Here is an 18,333-nt window from a genome sequence, read left to right on the forward strand (position 1 = left end):
TTGCAAACTTATAGGCCATAAGGTTATCTTTGATTTGAGCCTTTTCCGAAAGTTGGGACCAGATAAACAACATTTTGGGCGCTCAATGACCATATGTCTTATCTGTTTCGTCAATAAACTTGAAAGAATCACCGATTTTCATATGCCCGAATGAATATACATCCCAACCTCTTTATCAGTTACAGAAGGTCCGATTCACCGGGAACGGCAGGTCGGCTGTACGATCACTTGATCGTTAAATTCCAAGAGCCCCATGTGTTCAAGGATATTAACAGCATCCCACTAGGCGATAATTTTATAGATATTATTGAACGAAATATTGAAAAGTGCGACATTTTTATCGTCGTGATTGGAAAATCGATTTTCAGTGCATCTGACGAAAAGGGCGCAGTGAAAATATTTAAAGAGGACGATGTGGTGGCGCTGGAAATCTATACAGCTTTCAATCTAAATAAAACGATTATTCCCGTATTGGTAGATGGTGCCGATATGCCCGCGAGGGAAGTGCTGCCAGCCAGGCTGAAATTCCTTTCTTTATTGAATGGCTTTACCCTGAGCCACGATAAATGGAAAAGCGATGTCGCCCTGTTGATCGAGCGGATCGAAAATAAGATCAGCGATCAAGAAAAAGAACTCATCAAGAAGAATACGCCTCCTCCTCCCACACCCAAGGCCGATAAAGTAGAGCAGCCTAAAATTATTTACGAAAAAGCGGTGCCGCTGACTACCCCATACCGGCGATTCGATAGTGCCGCCAACAGTTTTTCATCGATCAACCTGTCCCAGAACGCCGGTTACTTGCTTATCGGGCATAAGAACGGGCAGCTCGACTTGGTCGATACGAAAGATTTCACCCTCCTGCAAAGTCTGCAAACCGACGGCGGCCAAATCAGATGCGCCGACCTTTCAAACGATGGCAAATGGGTCGCCGTTGGGAAAGATAAAACCTTCTTCGGCCCGGCCCCGGCCACCCTCTGGGATCTGGTTAAAAAGCAGAAAGTTAAGAATCTAGCCCTAAATAGGAGGACAGACAATATAAATTTCTCGGCAGATGGAAAAATGGTTGCGGCCACCGGTTTCAGTACCTTTACTTCTGAGAAGTCGGTTTTATTTCAGGCCGATACTGGCGAAACCCTAACGCTGGGTTACCATGACCGTGTGTTTTTTACAATGGATGGTAAAATAATTGTCGGGTTTCATACTTCATACAGGAGGGGAGGGGATTGGTGATGGTGGAGACGTCTGGAGCACCGTGGAAGTATACGACCTCCATACGCGGCGCTGGCAACCGCTCATGAAATATGCGTATAATAGTTTAGTTTCCAGCCACTTAATAGATGTTTCAAAAAATGGCAGGTATTTCATTTATTCCAGTGACTATAATGCAATCAAGCTGGTGCGGCTATATAGCGAGGAAAACAAGATAGAAGTGGTAAATACCACCCCGACCCGCGACCCAGAGGTAAAAAAGACCAATGAAGAAATATTGAAGGCACGATTAAGGAAAATTCATTTTTCCCCGGACGATTCATTTGTAGTGGTTATAACGGGAGATAATGAAGTCTTGATCGTCGAGCCGATAAAAGGAAAAATACTGAAAAGATACTCGTTTAATCTACTCATATCGGATGCACTACTTAGCCCCGATAATAAACGGTTGATTACGCTTTCCCCAGGTAGCGTGTGTATATGGGATGTGGGGTAGATCACGATCAGGTCTCTATGAACGGCTTCTTGATTGCGTACCGATGATTCGCAGCTTGTCATGATTCTCACTTGCCATCGACACCCCAAAAGAATGGATTGAAACCATTCAAGATGAATCATAGCTATAAAAACAACTAAAATGTCTCTCTTCGCGATAAAAGGCTTAATCCTTCTTTTTCTGTTGATGACAGTTATATTCGTATTGGCCGTAACTTTTTACATGATGACCTGGACCCGGGCAGCACTATTTCTGCGAAAAAAGGGTTACGCCCAAGCCATTGGCTTGGTGCTAGTGTCATGGGCAATTGGCCTGATTTGCCTGGTTTTTCCAGCATTTTTCCTTAAAAACATCAATTGGCTTTATTATTCGATCTACGTTTTTTTGGTGATTTGCCTTTTGCCCTTGGTATTTTTTGCCTGGGCCGATAAGCTTCCTAAATCCAGGCTAAGCAGGGCATCTGGCAACCGTACCACTAAAGTCAATTGGCGTGGCGTTGGCAATTGGGTGGCAATCTTGATGGGACTTGGGCTAGTATTTTTATTGTGGATTTCTGGAGAAAGTTGGAAAAAGCTAGGGCTTCGGCTAATTGTGGGCTTCGTCGTTTTAACCATTTTAAATAGCCTGGTACGTGGATTTTCATGGGCAAGATTACGTGAGTTCGATTTATTAGCCCAGTTAAAAAGCATTCGAAACTACTTCCATTTCCTTCATTACTCTTATGAGAAGCCTAATATTGAACTGTCTGTTTCTGAAGACCTAAGGCCTCCCGTGCTATTTATCCGTTCTTTTCTAGTAGAATATGCTCCATTTTATGTTGGCAATATCTTCAAAAATGGCGTTTACACTGAAATATCGCCAAATTCACTGATTTTAAATTTGGGCGACGCGGCTTTTGCTAGTCTCAACTTTCAACAATTTTTTGAGTATGCAACGAATGAAAAGATTGGCAAGCTGGTTGGCTTAGGGAACCCAGAAGATGGGATACCACCCGAAGGTCTAAATGTCTCTTATTACCATGATGAAAATTGGCAAGAAGCATTTAAACACTGGGGTCAGCGTTCATCTGCTATTTTCAATGTTCCGGGAGATACGGGTGGTTTGCGCTTGGAACTCGAACACATTTTTCAAAATGGATTGGCAGATAAATTTTTCATTTTCACTCCACCATCCGAACGGAAGTTTTTTAGAAATTTTATGCGGCCGCTTATGAACTGGATGTTGATGACCACGGCTGTACCTTGGCTCGCTTTTGCATCAGACATGAACTCGATTGGTTATCAAATTCAATATAATGAGCCTCCAAGCGGCAGTGTTATCGGTTTTGAAAAAAATGGATGGCAGCGATTAATAGTAACTGGTGCGAGCAATCCGTTTGACTACATTGAAGCAGTCTTTGTTTCTTTATCAAAAAATCATTGATAACTCACATTACTCAGTTGCCGAAGGCGGGCTGCGTAATGTGAGTTATTTATGCAGGTGAGTAGGCTGAACGTATGCGGTCACCAACTCCATTAATTCTGTAGGACTATTCGTAGAGCCTTGGGCCCCTCTTTCCTGGGCTTCCACTTTATGTTCAAGTGCATTAGACCGAGCATATATGAAGTAGGGTATTGTTTTATCTTTTTTCCTTACTTCTTTTAGAAGAGCATAACCTTCCTTCGGTCCTTCAACTCTCCCCATATCAGAAATGATAGCTATATATTGATTCTTTCTTAATTTTCCCAAGGCTTCTGCTGTCGACAAGGCCAAATCGAATTTGAACCCGATTACTTCCATTGCCTGGCGTTCGTAAACATTGTTATCAGGGTTATCATCAATCCAAAGGATGATGTTATTTTTTGTGGGTTGAGTTTCAAAAATAGATTTTGCACTCACAATGCGATTAGCTACATCAACTATATCTTCATCTTGTATTTCTCTCCCTTCGGATTTAGCGTTTTCATTGGCGAGCATTTTGCTGCCGCTAATGAGTTTTTCTAACTCGTCAACGGTCAAATCTGAAACTTTTAATCTTTGACTAGTTTGTTTGATTTTTTTTATTCTTTCGATAAGTATATCCCATGGCCTTTTTTGGTCTTTAAAGTCTAGATATTGTAATACTTCTATACGAGGATGTATTTCACATTCTTCTGTTAAGATAGGAATGATGGTTTTTCCATTACCTAAAGCAAACGCCCATTCATAAGTTACGTAAGGGGAAAGGGCTGATGCATGGTTCAATAAAACAATAACCACGTCACAATTTAAAAGACCTCGGTCAATTTCATTTCGCCAATCAATCCCTATCCCTATCTGGACAGTGTCTTTCCAAACTTGAAAGCTCTCTTTTTCAAGTTTCATTTTTACAAGCTCTGCAAAGTCTTCATCCTTAGAGCCATAACTTATAAAAACATTCATCTGTTTTATTTTGATGAATAATAAATGTAAATATTTAGATCATGTTATTCAAAAAATTAGTTAAAAAACTTAATGCGTTCCTCAAAATCCCCCGATTTTCCTCATATTTCAATTCAAACCCCAGAAAGGCCTCATGCGCCTCCTTAAAAATCTCCATAGCTACCTCCCCCGTCAAAAACTTTGCCAAAACCTGTTCATTACCCGCCTGCAGATATTGGTGATAAGCCGCATCCAGACGCGCTCGAAAAGGCGACGGTGAAGGATCCGACCAGGTCGTACGTTGAAAAGGAGGATAACCACCCAGTTCGCTAGTATCCAGTGCCAGGCGTTCCAGGCCATTGCTGAAATTGAGGTCTTTTTGACCATAAACCACCCGTGCCACATTGGTCATCGTCATCATACCTGCGCACATAATACAGGGTTCAAGGGTAGTATAAATCGTAAAACCTTTGAGGTTAAAACAACGCTCCTGCTCAAGGTAAGCCAGCATAACCCGGAGTTCACCATGCTGGGTAGCATTGTCGGTTGAGTTGATGCAATTTAAACCAGCATAAACCGGCATTTTTGCGGGGTTGACAAGCAAGGCACCAATATTGTAACCCCGGCGTTTTTCGCGGGGTATGGACGCAGACTGCCAATCCTGGTATACCAAGGTGTAGGTGAGCAAGGAATAAATTTCATCGATTTCCTGCTCAACGGGGTTTTGAATGGAATAGTGCTGAAAAGGCAAGGTAAGCGCCATTGCTAAAAATTTAGACAAAGAATGGCCGCAATTTAGGTTAAAAATTGCTTCTTGCCTTTAGTTGTAGTTTTATATATCGATGATTTCAGTAGTGATAAAATTCTTGGTCTCATCATGGCTTTCGATTAAGTATTTTAATACTTTTTGAAAATGACGAATTTCTCGGCCTTCAACCAGCTTTTCCTTTATTCCTCGCCCAAGTTGTTTTGATCCAATAAACTCATCAATTGTTTGATGAAGGCTATTCAAAGTTGTTGGAATATCGAATAAAGCAAGGTGATTTAGGTCCAATTTTGACTCTTGAACATAAAAAATGTATGAACGGGGAAAAAACACTGGTACTTCAATTGGACTCCATGTATCACGTTTTTTTGCTAATTCTACTTTTTTCTTCATATCACTCCTCAAATCATCTGGAATTAGAATATGAATGTGGTAATCTTTTATTTCTTTTTCCTGACCCTTCCAAATAACTTTTGATGAGCGTAGGAAATAATCACAAGTTGGTAGTAAGGAATTATGAAAATAACCGTAAGCTAGTGGAATAGAAGGATAAATGCCCCCTTCAAATATGTTACTTCTCCCCCTTATTTGTTTGACGATTTGTTCACACCGTTCTTTGATTTGTTGTTCCAGGTTGTCCCCCTCTCTAGAAAATACGGGTAGTGCAATTCCACTTAAATCGGAAGGCGTCTTGGCACCTTTTTCTTTCATAAAAAACACTTTATTCTTTCCAAGCCGCCCCATGAACAAACCAAACTCAAACAACACATTGTCTCTGGTTTCCTGGGTGGTTACCTCCCGGGAAACGACCAGGTCATCGGCAGTCCCAATCAAAATGCCATAATCATAGAAGGAGAGTAATTCCATCAAGGTTTCGAAGTAGGATTTGTTGAATTCAAAAATATCTTCATCCCACACGTTGCATTCTGCAAAATCAGCTAGGTATTTTTTTACCAACCTGGCTACGGGTAACCCTTCCGCAGAAGAGCCAATGAAAACATTGGGTTTGATGTCCATAAATTTTGTTATTAATGGGTTATTGTTTAGGGTTTACATCTTGAGATTCTCCAAATAATTGGCTAATAGCCTCAATTCCAGCTAAAATCAGGGTGTAAATTTTATAAATCCACCCTTCTTGCCAAGCGACTAACAATGCCATAATTACCAGATAAACACTAATGCCAACCATCATTTTCATGGCCCAGATAGGCATTAATGCCTTCTCTCCTCTTCTAACCCTATCTATCTCGCGCCAAAAAATTAAAGCAATATAAAATGGTATGAAAAGATATACTAAAAAGAACCATAGCGCACCCATGTTTTTATAAAGAAAATGAGAATAAGCATCGGGATAATACCAAATGTCAATCACATAAAACAGCCAAGGCTCCCTCATTAATATGTTAATTGCCTGGATAGCTTCCCTTCCACCTAAAAGACCACTAAAAAAAATAACGCTTCCTAAATAGTATTGTAAGGCAGTGAAAATATAAACGCCACGCCCGTAATTTGGTCTCTTGGAAAAGAACTTGTCACATATTAAGCCATAGAGAGGCAGCACGACGAGAAAAAGATAAGTGACAGGTGATGTTTTTGAAAAACTAAAAAAATTGGAAATATTGCCCGTGGCTGCAGCGATGTGTAAAACAGAAACAACATGAGCCAAACTAACCACAATACTAGAAGAGGTGAATGTATTTTTGTTAGACCACCTAACCACTTTTTCCAGGCCATTGAGCCATTGTTTGAACTTTTCACTTACTTCTTTTTTCCTAAGTTCTCTTTCCTCATCAGTAAGTGTTATTGCTTCGGCTATTTGGGGCCCTTTTCTAGCTCTTTCTATATTTTGGATAATTATGTCGAAATTTCGGTGGATGCCGATAAAGAACAAAAACGTAAGAAAAAAACTTGTCATCCAAAATAACCCAGCCAAACTCATTAACCAGGTAGCGTCAAAAAAATACCCCAAAAGGGATAATGCAAAACACACAACGAATATCAGTAAAGGCGATTCATGCCCCTTTGATACTTCGGTGGTCCCTTGATCCACAATATCTAAACAAGCATCAATGAGGGAATTAGCAACACCTTCCTTATTACTAGATGGATTTGTCATAATACAATTGTTAAATTGATTCTAATGGAAACGCTAATATCCGCTATTCAGCAATCTGCCAAATGCAGACGTAAGTGAATTAGCCTTGGGATTTCGCTCGCCGTGTGCCGCGAGTACACCATATAAAGCTGCAATTTCAAAATCATCCATCCCTGACCTAAGATCAAATTGGATAACATCAAAAGCATCATTTAAGCTACCTTCCAGCAACGGAATAACTTTATTGTTTTCGACCGTGACAACATAGTTACAATATTTGAGCATAAAATTTGCAGTTTCATTTTTATTCGCCTTGATCCCCAAATGTAGTTTAAGGTAATTCCAATCATCATTATTCATTTTTGCTACAGTGTAGGAAATTTCCAAGAGCGCAGCATTCACCGTACTGTCTTTTGAAAGTTCCTGTATTTTTTCATTTAACCAAAGCTCAACCTGAGCAATTGACGCACCAGTTTCCAGTGCAAAGTCTAAGATTTTTCCCCAGTTGATTTTCATAATTGATAGTTTATAAATGAATAAAATATGTTTTAGTTAAGAATTAGGCCCAAGGATATTGAACTCGGCCAACCCCTTAATTGGAATCAAATCGTAAGTCCTCTGTTGAGGCAGAAGGTTATCAAACCAAGAAAAAATCTTTTTACTTGGCTTCTTCATAAAAAATCGATACCTCGGTTCTGAAAAATCGAATAAACTGATCGCAGTGCTTAATCTTACTTCTTCACTCTTGGCATGTAAATAAGTTTGAACGAGTGTACGAGTGATTTGATTGATTTCCTCCTCCCATTCATGGGATTCTTCAACATTTAACCTGGCAACAGCACGAATAGCTCTGGCCGCTTCTGAAGCCATTTTAAGGTTCTTCGTTTGCGTAATCATTTTACATAAAAACTGAATTATTTGTGGTCGATAAATTATTTCTTTACCCACGTTTTCCAAGACTTGCATACTTGCTGACTGTAAGTCCAGATCATTGGACAACAAACATTCTTCTAAACAATCCATCAATTCTTGGTGTTTGTATCCTCCGGCTTTTTGGACATTTAACACTTGTATAATATCAGCTTTAATTAGATTATCTTCCGTTGTTGAAAATATTTCCAATACGGTATCAACGAGCAGCGGATAGTTCAAAAGGTCTTGTTGGAGTTCCTCGCCAGAAGTAACGTCTTGTGGGTCCAAATTCAACCATGCTTCGCAAAATGCAACAATAAATGACTTTTCACTCCATAGACGATGCATTAATTTGCTTAAAAAATCTTCTAAAAAATCGTACATAGCTTCTAAATGGCCGTCCTCCTTTAATTCTTGAAATTGGAAGATTATATTTTGCAATGCATCCTGGTTGCTGATCATTTTGGAATAGGTATAAGTCATTGCCTTGAGTACCTCTATGTTCGTTTCTTGGATCAGCAGACCACTTAGGGTAGAGATTGTGTCTTCGAATACTTCGTTTAGTGCAATAGAAGCCTCTTCAGAAATATCATATTGTTCTCTTTCTTCATACATGCTTAAAATACCTTCCAGTGCGATCGTTTTTAAGGCTGGATTATCACCTTTAAGTATATTGGTCATTGCCTCTATTAAACCAGGCAAATGTTCAAATTGCATTTTTGGTTTTTTATTAATGGTGATGAGTGCACCAAGCCCTCCCTTCATAAGGATTTTCGCGACCATGTAATAGAATATTTTTCTGGTCGGTTCATCTTCCAATAGTTGTCCTAATTCATTAAAATACCCTTTCAAAATATCTTTTAATTTCATATCTCCAATTTCGATTTCTTCGATTTCTTTCATAAATTGTTCTTCATCTTCTATATTGATTTCATATCTGCCCTGAATGTCAATTGCTTCGAGGATCAGGTCCAATACTTCCTGATCTGCAGGTTCAAAAACTAAGGAGTTAAAGACCGGAGGTGTGGAAATGGCTTTTTGCCGATCCAGGATGTATTGCATGGCATCTAACACATCTAAGGGCTCTTCCCTTTTTTCATAAACTTTTGAACTTACCAAAAAGGATAAAAATGTTGGCTTGGCCTTTTCAATCAAATTGGAAATTTGTTTCCTTAAATGGGGTGTGGGGTGATTCTGATATTCCTCTTTAAGGTTATGGATCGTATTGAGGGCGACTTTTGACTGTTCTCCTGCACGTATTAAAATATTCATGAGCAAAAACAATTGTTCGGGTTTGGCATCATGAATCGCTTGGGTCAGTAAAGGTGAAAAAAAACTGGTTTGAAAAAGGTCAAGGTAGGTTTCTTCAAGAATTTCGTAAAAAGTACTTTTAGCTTCCTCTCGGCCACTTATCAGTATATTTAAAAATTCTTTTATGCAATATGGACTGCTTATTAGCTCATATTTTGCTTTTTGAATGATGTTCACACTGGCCGTTTTTATCCTGTCCAGTCTATGGGTTTGTAAAATTTTAAAAAGTTTATTCAAAATTGGTTCTTTCCCAAATAGCGCATTGATCCTGATCAAAACGGGGATTGAATTACGCAAATGAGGGATCATGCTGGCAGTCCTCCGCTCCTCATGTTGCATCCAGGTAGAAAAAATTTGGTGGGCCAACTGATCTCGAATGGTTTCTAGCTTTGTAAATTTAAATGGATCGCCTATCAGGGTAGGCTCAAGCCAGGATTCTCCTAGGCAATGTACAGTAAGGGCCTGGCGATGCTTAAATACATCATCGGTATTCGGGTTATTTAAAAGCTCCAAAAATGGAAAAGGATCTTTAAGAATACTGGCCAATAACAACAATACTTGCTCCCACCTGCCGTCCCATGATTTTTGGTCTATTAAATCTTTGAAGTAGAGGTTGGTACCCGGTAGTTTTGCTTTATCCCAGCCTTCTTCATTGATGATCCGTCCCATGAAACTGGCACACAAATACTCCTGGATGGTTAGGTGCAAAAACAAATATCGGAGGTTGGTATTGGAAATTCTCCCGCCTTCAATAAATAGCCCTCTCTCTTGACTAAGTTCCCTGATTAGTAATAGGATGTCATTTTTTTTCAGCTTTGGGTCATTATCTTCTAAATCACTGTATCGAGGCAAAAGCGCTTTGAGCATTTTTGCCAATTTCTTTTGAGAAAATTGGACCTTATCTTCCAAAAATAAGTTTAAAGCCAATTCTTCTAATAACTCTTGTCTTTGAAAAAGAATCAAGGATTTTTCTTGTGGCCCCTGGTCATTGATGATTTCACTATGGTCATGATGCCATTCCCGATATAACAATTTCACTACAATTTCTTCATAAATTTTGCTACGGCTTTTTTGAGATAAAGAGATACCAGCTTGTGTTGAAAGGATCAGTTTCCGCTCATCACTATACAATAAACAAAGAAACCCGAGTAATAGCGGTAGCTCAGCCAAGCCTCGCAATTGAGGGTTTTCGCGTATGATCTCACGTATTCTTTCAGCGTGCTCTGTTCCCTGACCAAACCAAGCTTCGATAAACTCAGTAATTTGATCATCGTCAAAAGGCAATAGCTCCACTTCTCGTTCCCGTTCATTTTGTCGAATACCCCAAGGGGCTTGGTAGTTGGCATGACGTGAAGTAACCCAAATTTTTGCATTAGGGGAATTCTCCACCCATTGCCCTAACTTGTACAATAGGTTTTTCTTGAGGTCATTGTTTACAGGAACCTCGTCAAGTGCATCCAATAGGAGCAATGCCTGTTTGCCTCCAATTCTTTGTTGGATAAAGTACACCAATTCAGCATCAATTTCACCTGCCGAATTCCCATCTACCCCCATTAAATTCATTTCTTTCAACACCAAACCAATTGCCTCGGGTACACTATTTTCAACAGTTAATTTATTTGCTAGGTCGCTTAATCGCATCCGAATTGGAATGACTAAATCACCCCAATCATTTTCAGCCTCAATAAGCGCAAGCGCTTTGGTAGCGAATTTAAGGGCTTCCCAACGCAAAAGCCAGGATTTACCAAACCCAGGATCTCCTACAATAACTCCGCGTTGTAGCTTGTTGCTAATCTCTTTATCCCAATAGTATATCCCTTCCTCTTCTCGCCGTTTGGGATTAAAAGGGACATTAGATCGAAGCCCCATCCCATCCATCCTATATTTATAGATCGAACTGCTGGATGGTGCTTGTTGAAAAATCTTTTCCCGATACTGTGCTTCTTCTTGGGACGCTAAGACTCCTTTGGGGCTAACCTTAACTTTAACTCGAATATTGGTCAGTTTGGATTCAGGTGGAAAATAAGGTGGCGTTTTTTCTGCTTCAGCAACCACAGTATTGAGGTATGCTGTAAGTTTTTGTTTGAACCGTTGAAAATGTTCTTTTTTTAATTCAAGGGTCTCATTAACAAACTGCGAGAGAATACTATTTTGAAGGTCTTCTGAAAACGAAGATAGTGCTTTACCATCCAGAGGTCGGGCTTGGGCTTTTTCAATCCAGTCAAAACCTTTCCATGCACAATCTTGAATGATAATCGGAATAATCCGTAAGCCTACTTCGGCTTTTTGTTGCAGGAGTTTGGGAATCTCCTCGCTTTGGATAAAATGGGAATCCAGAAAATGCGGAGAAATAAGCAGAAGCGCAATGGCCGAACGATCAATTGCCTGATGAATCTGATTGTACCAAAGGTCTCCAGGCTTGATTTGCCGATCCTCCCAGATTTCAATTTCTTCTTGCTCGGGATGTTCCTTAAAATAAGTCAATAATTTGTTTTTCCAAGCTTCATCTCGATGACTGTAACTAATAAAAATAGAATTGAATGCCATAAGAAATTGATTTTAATCTTACACAATTCAAACAACATCAAATACCTCAGGAAAATGCCCCTCCTCTATTTTTCTATCTGCCATATTTGCGCCAACATTAAACAACTCCTCAATGTATTTTGGGTTGCTCATTTCACGAATCTGGTCTAGTTCTTTCTCTAAATGGGTCATGTGTATTTCTTGTAATGTAGTAGCTTCCAAGGGAGCGTCATAACGCAGGTAATGAAGTTGAGGCTCTGAAGTAATCATTTGCCCATCCAAACTTTTCATGATGCTATCAAAATGCCAACGGGTTGGACTTTGTGACAACATTTGCAAGATGATTTGACCGAGTTCACTGGCATCAGCCATCAGCATGTTAGGCACAGCATTGGCCCAGGTAAGTGCATTGGAACCATCTTCTACTTCATCAATCTTAACCATTGGGGTTGAAGCGCCTGTTCCTACCGAAACGATCATTAAGTTTTCTGCCCCTGATGCCCAGTTGTACCCAAAACCATGAATTTTAGTCAGCAAAAAAAGTTGTAGCGCTGGATTATTGTGCATACTGACTCCTCCATCTACAAAAACACCATTTTTACCTGGGTCTACTTCAAAAAAGTTGGGATTAAAATAGGTGGGTGCAGCCGTGCTTGCACGGATGAGGGTATGGATCGGCTTCTGGCTATCCTGTTCAAAATAACGACTACGTGGATTGTTGACCATAACCCATGTACTGCCAGTATCTACTCGTTTGCTAATGATGCACAGGCCCGTGCGCAAACTGGGATCACTCAAAGTTTTTTCTCCAAAATTTGCTTTGAGGTATTTTTCCAGAGGAACAGCATTAAATTTGCGGGATAAAAACCAGAATGGATTTTTGCCTTTAAAAATATCCTTACTCAGGTCTTTATAAAGCTTGATCAGGGTTGCAGTATCCATTCCTACTGCCAAACCAGAAGCAATAATTGACCCCGTACTGGTTCCCCCGATTAAATCGAAGTAATCACACAGTAAAAAACGAGGATTCTGATACCGCTCACGTAATAATTTTTCCATTCGGGCTAAAAAGCCAAGGGTAAGAATCCCTCGTACCCCTCCTCCATCTAATGCTAGGATACGTTTGGGGCCGGGGGCTTGGGTGCGTTCATCAACTGACATGGTTTGAAAGTGTTTATGGGTTAATCAAGAGTTTCAAATATACCAAAATCTGGATTTTATTTCAACACTGAACCGCTGGTTTTGAAAATAACTGTGTTTTTTTTACATTGACCCTGATTTAGACCAGAAAACTCCAATAACATGGATGAACAAAAATACCTTACAGAACGAGTAGATGACCAAATCAATTGGATGGAAGGAAAGGCTGCTTACAACCAAAAATGCTTCAAGCGCATCAGGATAATTGAGCTGGCTTGCTCAGCATCTATCCCTTTTTTGGCAGCAGTTTCTACTGATTCAACCTACTACTTCCGTTGGATTACGGGAATTTTCGGGGTTTCTATCACGATTTGTGAAAGTTTATTAGCTTTGTACAAACATCAGGAGCTTTGGCTTCAATACCGCAGTACAGCTGAAGCTTTACGTTCTGAAAAATTACTTTACTTGCTTAAAGCAGGTAAATACGAAAAAGTAGAGGGCCCCTTTGCTTTTTTCGTCAGCGAAATTGAATCCATTTTGGGAAATGAAAATACCCACTGGAAAAAACATATTGCTAAGGCTAAGCTCCCCAAAATCTAAATTTCAAAAACTATGTTGCATTTTTCAGCAAACGACCAACCTAATTTACCTTTCCGCAAAGCGATCAAAAAACCTATTCCGATCAACTGCGTGCAAATCGAAGAAACTTTTGAAGTTGAAACACTGGAAGGCACCCTGCGTGGCAAAGCAGGTGATTACCTCATGGTCGGAGTAAATGGAGAGCTTTACCCATGTTCTAAAGAGATTTTTGAAAAGACTTATGATTGGGTAGAGGAGGAGTAGAAAAAATTAGTGTTTGCCTAAGTTTTGGTAACTGAACACAGAATTTAGGCAAACACTGATACATACCTGTAGAAATATACCGGTCTCGTTTCATTCTTGGTGCACCTTATCTCTGGATAATATTCTTTTTTTGTTTGAGCCCATTTTTGATCAAGGGCCTCAAGTTTCCATTCAACTTCAATCTTCTTAAGTTTTACACTAACTGTTTCGCGGGATTTAAATCCCAAAAGATTGTCTTGGATTACCTTAACAGTTTCAGCAACTAAATTTCCCTCGATTTTTAGTATCGTAACTGATTTTATGTAGTCTGGTAAAATATCAAATGGTACATCTCTAGCTAGAATTGGAAATATTCTCCCTTCTGGTATGGGCCAATTCTCTTCGATGATTTTTAATTCTGTCTGACAATACGAGCCAGCAGAAAAAAAATCTGGGCTCAGTAATAAAATAGCAAAATCACTTTCTCTTATGCTTTCGACAATTCTAAAATTATATTCAGCTCCATGGCTAAGACTTTTTTTGTCGAAAAAGACCTGATGACTGAGTTTACTCAGTGCATAATACAATTGTTGGGCTACAGCTAAGTCTTCACCAGCATAGGATAAGAAAATTTTGGCCATAATTTTTCATTCTTAAATTACAATACCGACGTGAAATTCTAGATCCGAATTTAACGGATAAAGTAGCAATTAGTTACAATTGCTAAAAAAATTCTTCCTCTTACTTAAGTTAATACAATAATATTTTTTCCGGACACGTTTTCCCCTTGTATCTTTTCTTTATACGACCCCAAAACCGTATATTCAAATTGATACCCACAATTAACCTTATTCCTTATATTAAAACCTATTAAAATGCCAGGATTAGCTAAAGTATTCGACAATGTCATTGAAAAAGAACTGCAGATGAAAGCAGCATGGTTTCCCATAACAAATGACTTAAAAGTTGGAGATTTCGGATTAATTGAAGACGGTATTTTTAGACCAATGGGTAACATCCAAAACCGTTATCCAGACATTAAACTTGATGTTCAACTAGGTAGGGAGTCAAAAGTTGATTTCACCTCAGAAGGAACAAGTCTATTAAAATTTGATGCTGATGGTGAGGCAGTCGCCGCTTTAGAGGCTTTAGGGAATTTAAAAGCATCCTTGAAGTTTCAATTTAGTCGAACAAATTCATGTGTCATAAAAGCTATTTTAACTAGCCAAGAGCTGAAAAATATAGCTGATGTAACAGATGAATTGTACAAAAAGGCCACTTGGAAAAGAAACTACAAGGTTGTATCTAAAATATTTATAGGCCAAGAAGCTGTAGTAATTTGTACGCGTGAAGCGGGAGCTGAGTATGAAATCTCAGGGAGCGCAGATATTCTTTCCGAAATAGAAAAAGGAGGTAAAGTAAAAGCTGGGGTTTCCGGAAACTTCTCTAGAAAAAGTGGCCTAGGTGTTGTGGGTGAAACTGGAGTTCTGGCAATTGAGCTGTTTAAGGTGGGAAATAGATTCTTCGATGATAAAAATTCTGGGGCTACCTATGAAATTATTGCAGGAGAGTTAGAAGATGACCTTTAGATAGTAAATTAATATAACAGGTGGAGATGGTATTTTAACTCTTTTCACCTGTTATATCTTGTACTACCTTTAAAATAATGCAAATATGGAATCCATCAAATTAGAATTTCTTCAACTTGAGCAGCGAAAAAAGACAAGACTAGATATTGGGAATAAATACCTTCTAGTTGAAGGGCAGGACAAACCCGTACAGGAGTTTTCAGTTGGGATTGATCACTGGGAAGTAATGCTCGATATTGCAAAAATAGAGGGCAAAAAAAACCTTGCTTATAAAAATATAATTAAAAATGTAAATGCCCTTTCTAAAAAAATAAGGCCTGCAATTCCAGTACCTTTTGATAAACCAATTCACGATAACTTAATACAGTTAGATGTAGTGTTAAACCCAACTGAGTTAGGCCTCATTCCATTTGAAATTTTAATGTATGAAGGTAGCCCTTTTTTTGCCAACCGTGAACGCAAAATAGTAATAACCCGCAGAGTTAGACAAGAAGGTTTAATCGCTAAGAAAGAAAACTGGCCTATTAAACCCCGTCTTCTTTTTGCCTTTTCTAATCCAGGAAAAGATAAACTAACTGAAGAGCAATATAACTTGCACCTTAATTCTTTGGAAGAAGCAATAAAACCCTGGAAGACTAAGGACGAGGACTTTGTTACATTGGAAAATGCTAGCATAGCCGAAATTAAAAACAAATTAAAAAAAGCAATTTTAAAAGAAAAAAAGCCATTTACACATGTCCATATACTTGCACATGGTAAAAAAATACCCCATCCGCTTATTGAAACGGATTTTGAGTACGGGATTGACCTAAAATCAAGAAATGGAAAGCCAACTTCTGTCGCTCAGGTCAAATCAATATTTGAAAATTTAGCTCAAAAGCCATTTATTGTGAGCTATATGGTATGTGACAGTGGAAACTTTCAGAACTCCAATCATGTTGAAAAAAATTTAGTGCAAGTGACTCACGAAGTTGGAGTTCCATTTGTAATTGGTTCTCAAATACCATTATCATTTGCTGGAGCAAAAATAATTACTGAAGAATTATACAACAAATTATTTGCAGGGAAAGATATTCGCAATATACTTCATGATATTCGTTGTAAGCTTTATGATAATCGAGAAGAAACTTTCACTGATTGGTTCGGACTTGTGTCATATATACGGTTACCAGAAGGTTATGAAGACTATCTTGGAGACAGTATTCTAAAAAGAGAATTAATCTTCTTAGAAAAATTGGGAAAGGAAATAGATGGATTACTTGGGCAAAAAACTACTGTAACTTACAAAGACCTAGCCCTAAAACGAAAATCGCTTTTGGAATGCAAGCAAAGGTTGGAGAAAAACTATAAGACAAATGAAAATAATCCCAAAATCGTAAAAGGTTTTCTCGAAGAAAATTTTGGATTAGTTGCGAGTGCTTACAAACGTTTGGCAGAACTAGACAATTTTGAAAACACCTATTTCAATGGAAAGAATTCTATCAATGAAAACCTTCATAATGCCAAGGGTTGGTACCAAAAAGCCGCCAATTTCAACCTTTCCCACCATTGGTCAACTGTTCAATATCTTTCATTAACAACCATTTTAGATGGATACCCCAAAGACTCATATTACTGGTATGCGGCCTTTCAAGCTGTCCTCAATGACGAACAAAATAATAATAATAAAATTTGGGCTCTAGGGTCCAAAGCAGAGCTCTATCTCCTTGCCCCACATATTCAGCCAACAAAAAAGGTTGAAGAAATTTCCAAGTGTTTCAGCGAATTGCGAGCGCTATCCATAGAAAATGATTTCCCTATTGATTCTACCTGGCGTCAATTTAACCGCTACATTAATTGGTGGACAGTCGAAAACGGATACCATGCACTTCCCAATCCTGTTCCAAAGCAGAATTTAAAGGAACTGATCGATATCTTAAAGGGGGGGGTATCATAAAATTCCCCTACCCCTCCTTACAAGCCCGATACAAATCCTGCCAGCCCTCTCTACCCTTCACCACTGTCTCCAGGTACTCCTGCCATACCTCCGTATCCAGGGCAGTATCCTTGACAATAGCCCCAGTCAAACTGGAAGCCAAATCCCGCGCGCGCAATTGCCCGTCGCCGAAATGCAGGCACAACGCCTGCCCGCTGTTGACCACCGAAATCACCTCCGCAGTACTGAGCGTTGCAGTAGGCGACTTGAGTTTCAGCTTGCCATCTTCCGTACGCCCAGAGCGCAATTCCCGGAAGATGGTTACCAAACGGCGAATTTCTTCACTGGGCACTTTGGCCTCTGCTAAATCCAGGGCCTTACCCAATTGACTCACCCGGGTTTGGACAATTTCCACTTCTTCTTCCAGATTGCTTGGCAAAGGCAGGACGACGGTATTGAAGCGACGCTGCAAAGCACTCGACAATTCATTCACCCCCCTATCCCGGTCATTGGCAGTAGCGATGATGTTGAAGCCCCGCATAGCCTGTACCTCGGTATTCAGCTCGGGGATCGGTAAAGTCTTTTCGGATAAAATCGTGATCAGCGCATCTTGCACATCCGAAGGAACCCGGGTCAATTCTTCAATGCGCACAATGGCCCCGTGCTGCATGCCGTGCATCACCGGACTGGCGACCAGGGCTTTTTCGGAAGGGCCTTCGGCGAGTAGGCGGGCGTAGTTCCAGCCGTAGCGCAGGGCGTCTTCACTCATACCTGCAGTGCCTTGCACCAGCAAGGTAGAATCTCCACTGATGGCGGCAGCCAGGTGCTCGGATACCCAGGTTTTGGCAGTGCCGGGTACCCCCATGAGCAGGAGCGCACGGTCGGTGGCGAGGGTGGCTACGGCGACTTCGATCAGGCGACGTTGGCCGAAATACTTGGGCGTAATTTCTTCACCACTGTCCAGTTTGCCGCCCATCAGGTAGGTCACTACGGCCCAGGGGGATAGTTTCCAGTTGCGGGGACGGGTGTGTTGGTCGGCTGCGGCCAGGGCAGTTAGTTCGGCAGCGTAGATATTTTCGGCGTGTGGGCGAAGAATGTCCATGTTCAAGTTCAGTTTAAAAGCTAAAAGCGCATCGTTCCTGAGGTGCTCTTAGGTGCCTAAGGGCACCTCAG

15 protein-coding genes are annotated in these 18,333 nt (G+C 40.0%); 6 read left to right on the forward strand and 9 right to left on the reverse strand.

Going from position 1 to position 18,333, the window contains the following annotated elements; translation table 11 throughout:
• Positions 1-150: 150 nt before the first annotated feature.
• Both ACO08K_RS01740 and ACO08K_RS01745 read left to right on the forward strand, forming a co-directional pair.
• The gene (locus tag ACO08K_RS01740) at positions 151-1,230 is read left to right on the forward strand and encodes a toll/interleukin-1 receptor domain-containing protein (RefSeq protein ID WP_421794662.1); all 1,080 of its coding nucleotides are present in this window, start codon (positions 151-153) and stop codon (positions 1,228-1,230) included.
• Between the two features lie 616 nt (positions 1,231-1,846).
• Positions 1,847-3,127, forward strand: coding sequence for a hypothetical protein (locus ACO08K_RS01745; RefSeq protein ID WP_421794663.1), 1,281 nt, complete (start codon positions 1,847-1,849; stop codon positions 3,125-3,127).
• Positions 3,128-3,172: 45 nt separating this feature from the next.
• On the opposite strand, the gene ACO08K_RS01750 is transcribed toward ACO08K_RS01745, so the two are convergent.
• From ACO08K_RS01750 to ACO08K_RS01780, 7 genes are all read right to left on the reverse strand, one after another.
• Entirely contained in the window at positions 3,173-4,105 is a 933-nt protein-coding gene (locus ACO08K_RS01750) for a TIR domain-containing protein (protein WP_421794664.1), read from the reverse strand.
• 34 nt (positions 4,106-4,139) lie between these two features.
• Complete coding sequence (locus tag ACO08K_RS01755; RefSeq protein ID WP_421794665.1) at positions 4,140-4,847, reverse strand: nucleoside deaminase; 708 nt, start codon at positions 4,845-4,847, stop codon at positions 4,140-4,142.
• 69 nt (positions 4,848-4,916) lie between these two features.
• On the reverse strand, positions 4,917-5,867 hold the full coding sequence (locus tag ACO08K_RS01760; protein ID WP_421794666.1) for a TIR domain-containing protein: 951 nt from the start codon (positions 5,865-5,867) through the stop codon (positions 4,917-4,919).
• A gap of 19 nt (positions 5,868-5,886) precedes the next feature.
• Entirely contained in the window at positions 5,887-6,966 is a 1,080-nt protein-coding gene (locus tag ACO08K_RS01765; RefSeq protein ID WP_421794667.1) for a hypothetical protein, read from the reverse strand.
• 33 nt (positions 6,967-6,999) lie between these two features.
• On the reverse strand, positions 7,000-7,461 hold the full coding sequence (locus tag ACO08K_RS01770) for a hypothetical protein (RefSeq protein ID WP_421794668.1): 462 nt from the start codon (positions 7,459-7,461) through the stop codon (positions 7,000-7,002).
• 36 nt (positions 7,462-7,497) lie between these two features.
• Positions 7,498-11,715, reverse strand: a complete 4,218-nt coding sequence (locus ACO08K_RS01775) for a TIR domain-containing protein (protein WP_421794669.1) — start codon at positions 11,713-11,715, stop codon at positions 7,498-7,500.
• Positions 11,716-11,742: 27 nt separating this feature from the next.
• Entirely contained in the window at positions 11,743-12,855 is a 1,113-nt protein-coding gene (locus ACO08K_RS01780; RefSeq protein WP_421794670.1) for a patatin-like phospholipase family protein, read from the reverse strand.
• 141 nt (positions 12,856-12,996) lie between these two features.
• On the opposite strand from ACO08K_RS01780, the gene ACO08K_RS01785 reads away from it, so the two are divergent.
• Positions 12,997-13,434 (forward strand): DUF4231 domain-containing protein, encoded by a 438-nt coding sequence (locus ACO08K_RS01785; protein WP_421794671.1) that lies wholly within the window; start codon positions 12,997-12,999, stop codon positions 13,432-13,434.
• 12 nt (positions 13,435-13,446) lie between these two features.
• Complete coding sequence (locus ACO08K_RS01790; RefSeq protein ID WP_421794672.1) at positions 13,447-13,677, forward strand: hypothetical protein; 231 nt, start codon at positions 13,447-13,449, stop codon at positions 13,675-13,677.
• Between the two features lie 44 nt (positions 13,678-13,721).
• Here the strand turns inward: ACO08K_RS01790 and ACO08K_RS01795 are convergent, their stop codons facing one another.
• The gene (locus ACO08K_RS01795) at positions 13,722-14,297 is read right to left on the reverse strand and encodes a toll/interleukin-1 receptor domain-containing protein (RefSeq protein WP_421794673.1); all 576 of its coding nucleotides are present in this window, start codon (positions 14,295-14,297) and stop codon (positions 13,722-13,724) included.
• A gap of 234 nt (positions 14,298-14,531) precedes the next feature.
• Here ACO08K_RS01795 and ACO08K_RS01800 point away from each other — a divergent pair, with 234 nt between their 5' ends.
• Entirely contained in the window at positions 14,532-15,245 is a 714-nt protein-coding gene (locus ACO08K_RS01800; protein WP_421794674.1) for a hypothetical protein, read from the forward strand.
• Between the two features lie 85 nt (positions 15,246-15,330).
• Positions 15,331-17,181: a CHAT domain-containing protein gene (locus ACO08K_RS01805; protein WP_421794675.1), complete on the forward strand. Its 1,851-nt coding sequence runs from the start codon at positions 15,331-15,333 to the stop codon at positions 17,179-17,181.
• Positions 17,182-17,188: 7 nt separating this feature from the next.
• On the opposite strand, the gene ACO08K_RS01810 is transcribed toward ACO08K_RS01805, so the two are convergent.
• A complete protein-coding gene (locus ACO08K_RS01810) occupies positions 17,189-18,262 on the reverse strand; it encodes an ATP-binding protein (RefSeq protein WP_421794676.1) in 1,074 nt (357 codons plus the stop codon).
• Positions 18,263-18,333 lie beyond the last annotated feature (71 nt).

Origin of the sequence: Haliscomenobacter sp. (genome assembly GCF_965225875.1) — a bacterium.
Classification (GTDB): Bacteria; Bacteroidota; Bacteroidia; order Chitinophagales; family Saprospiraceae; genus Haliscomenobacter.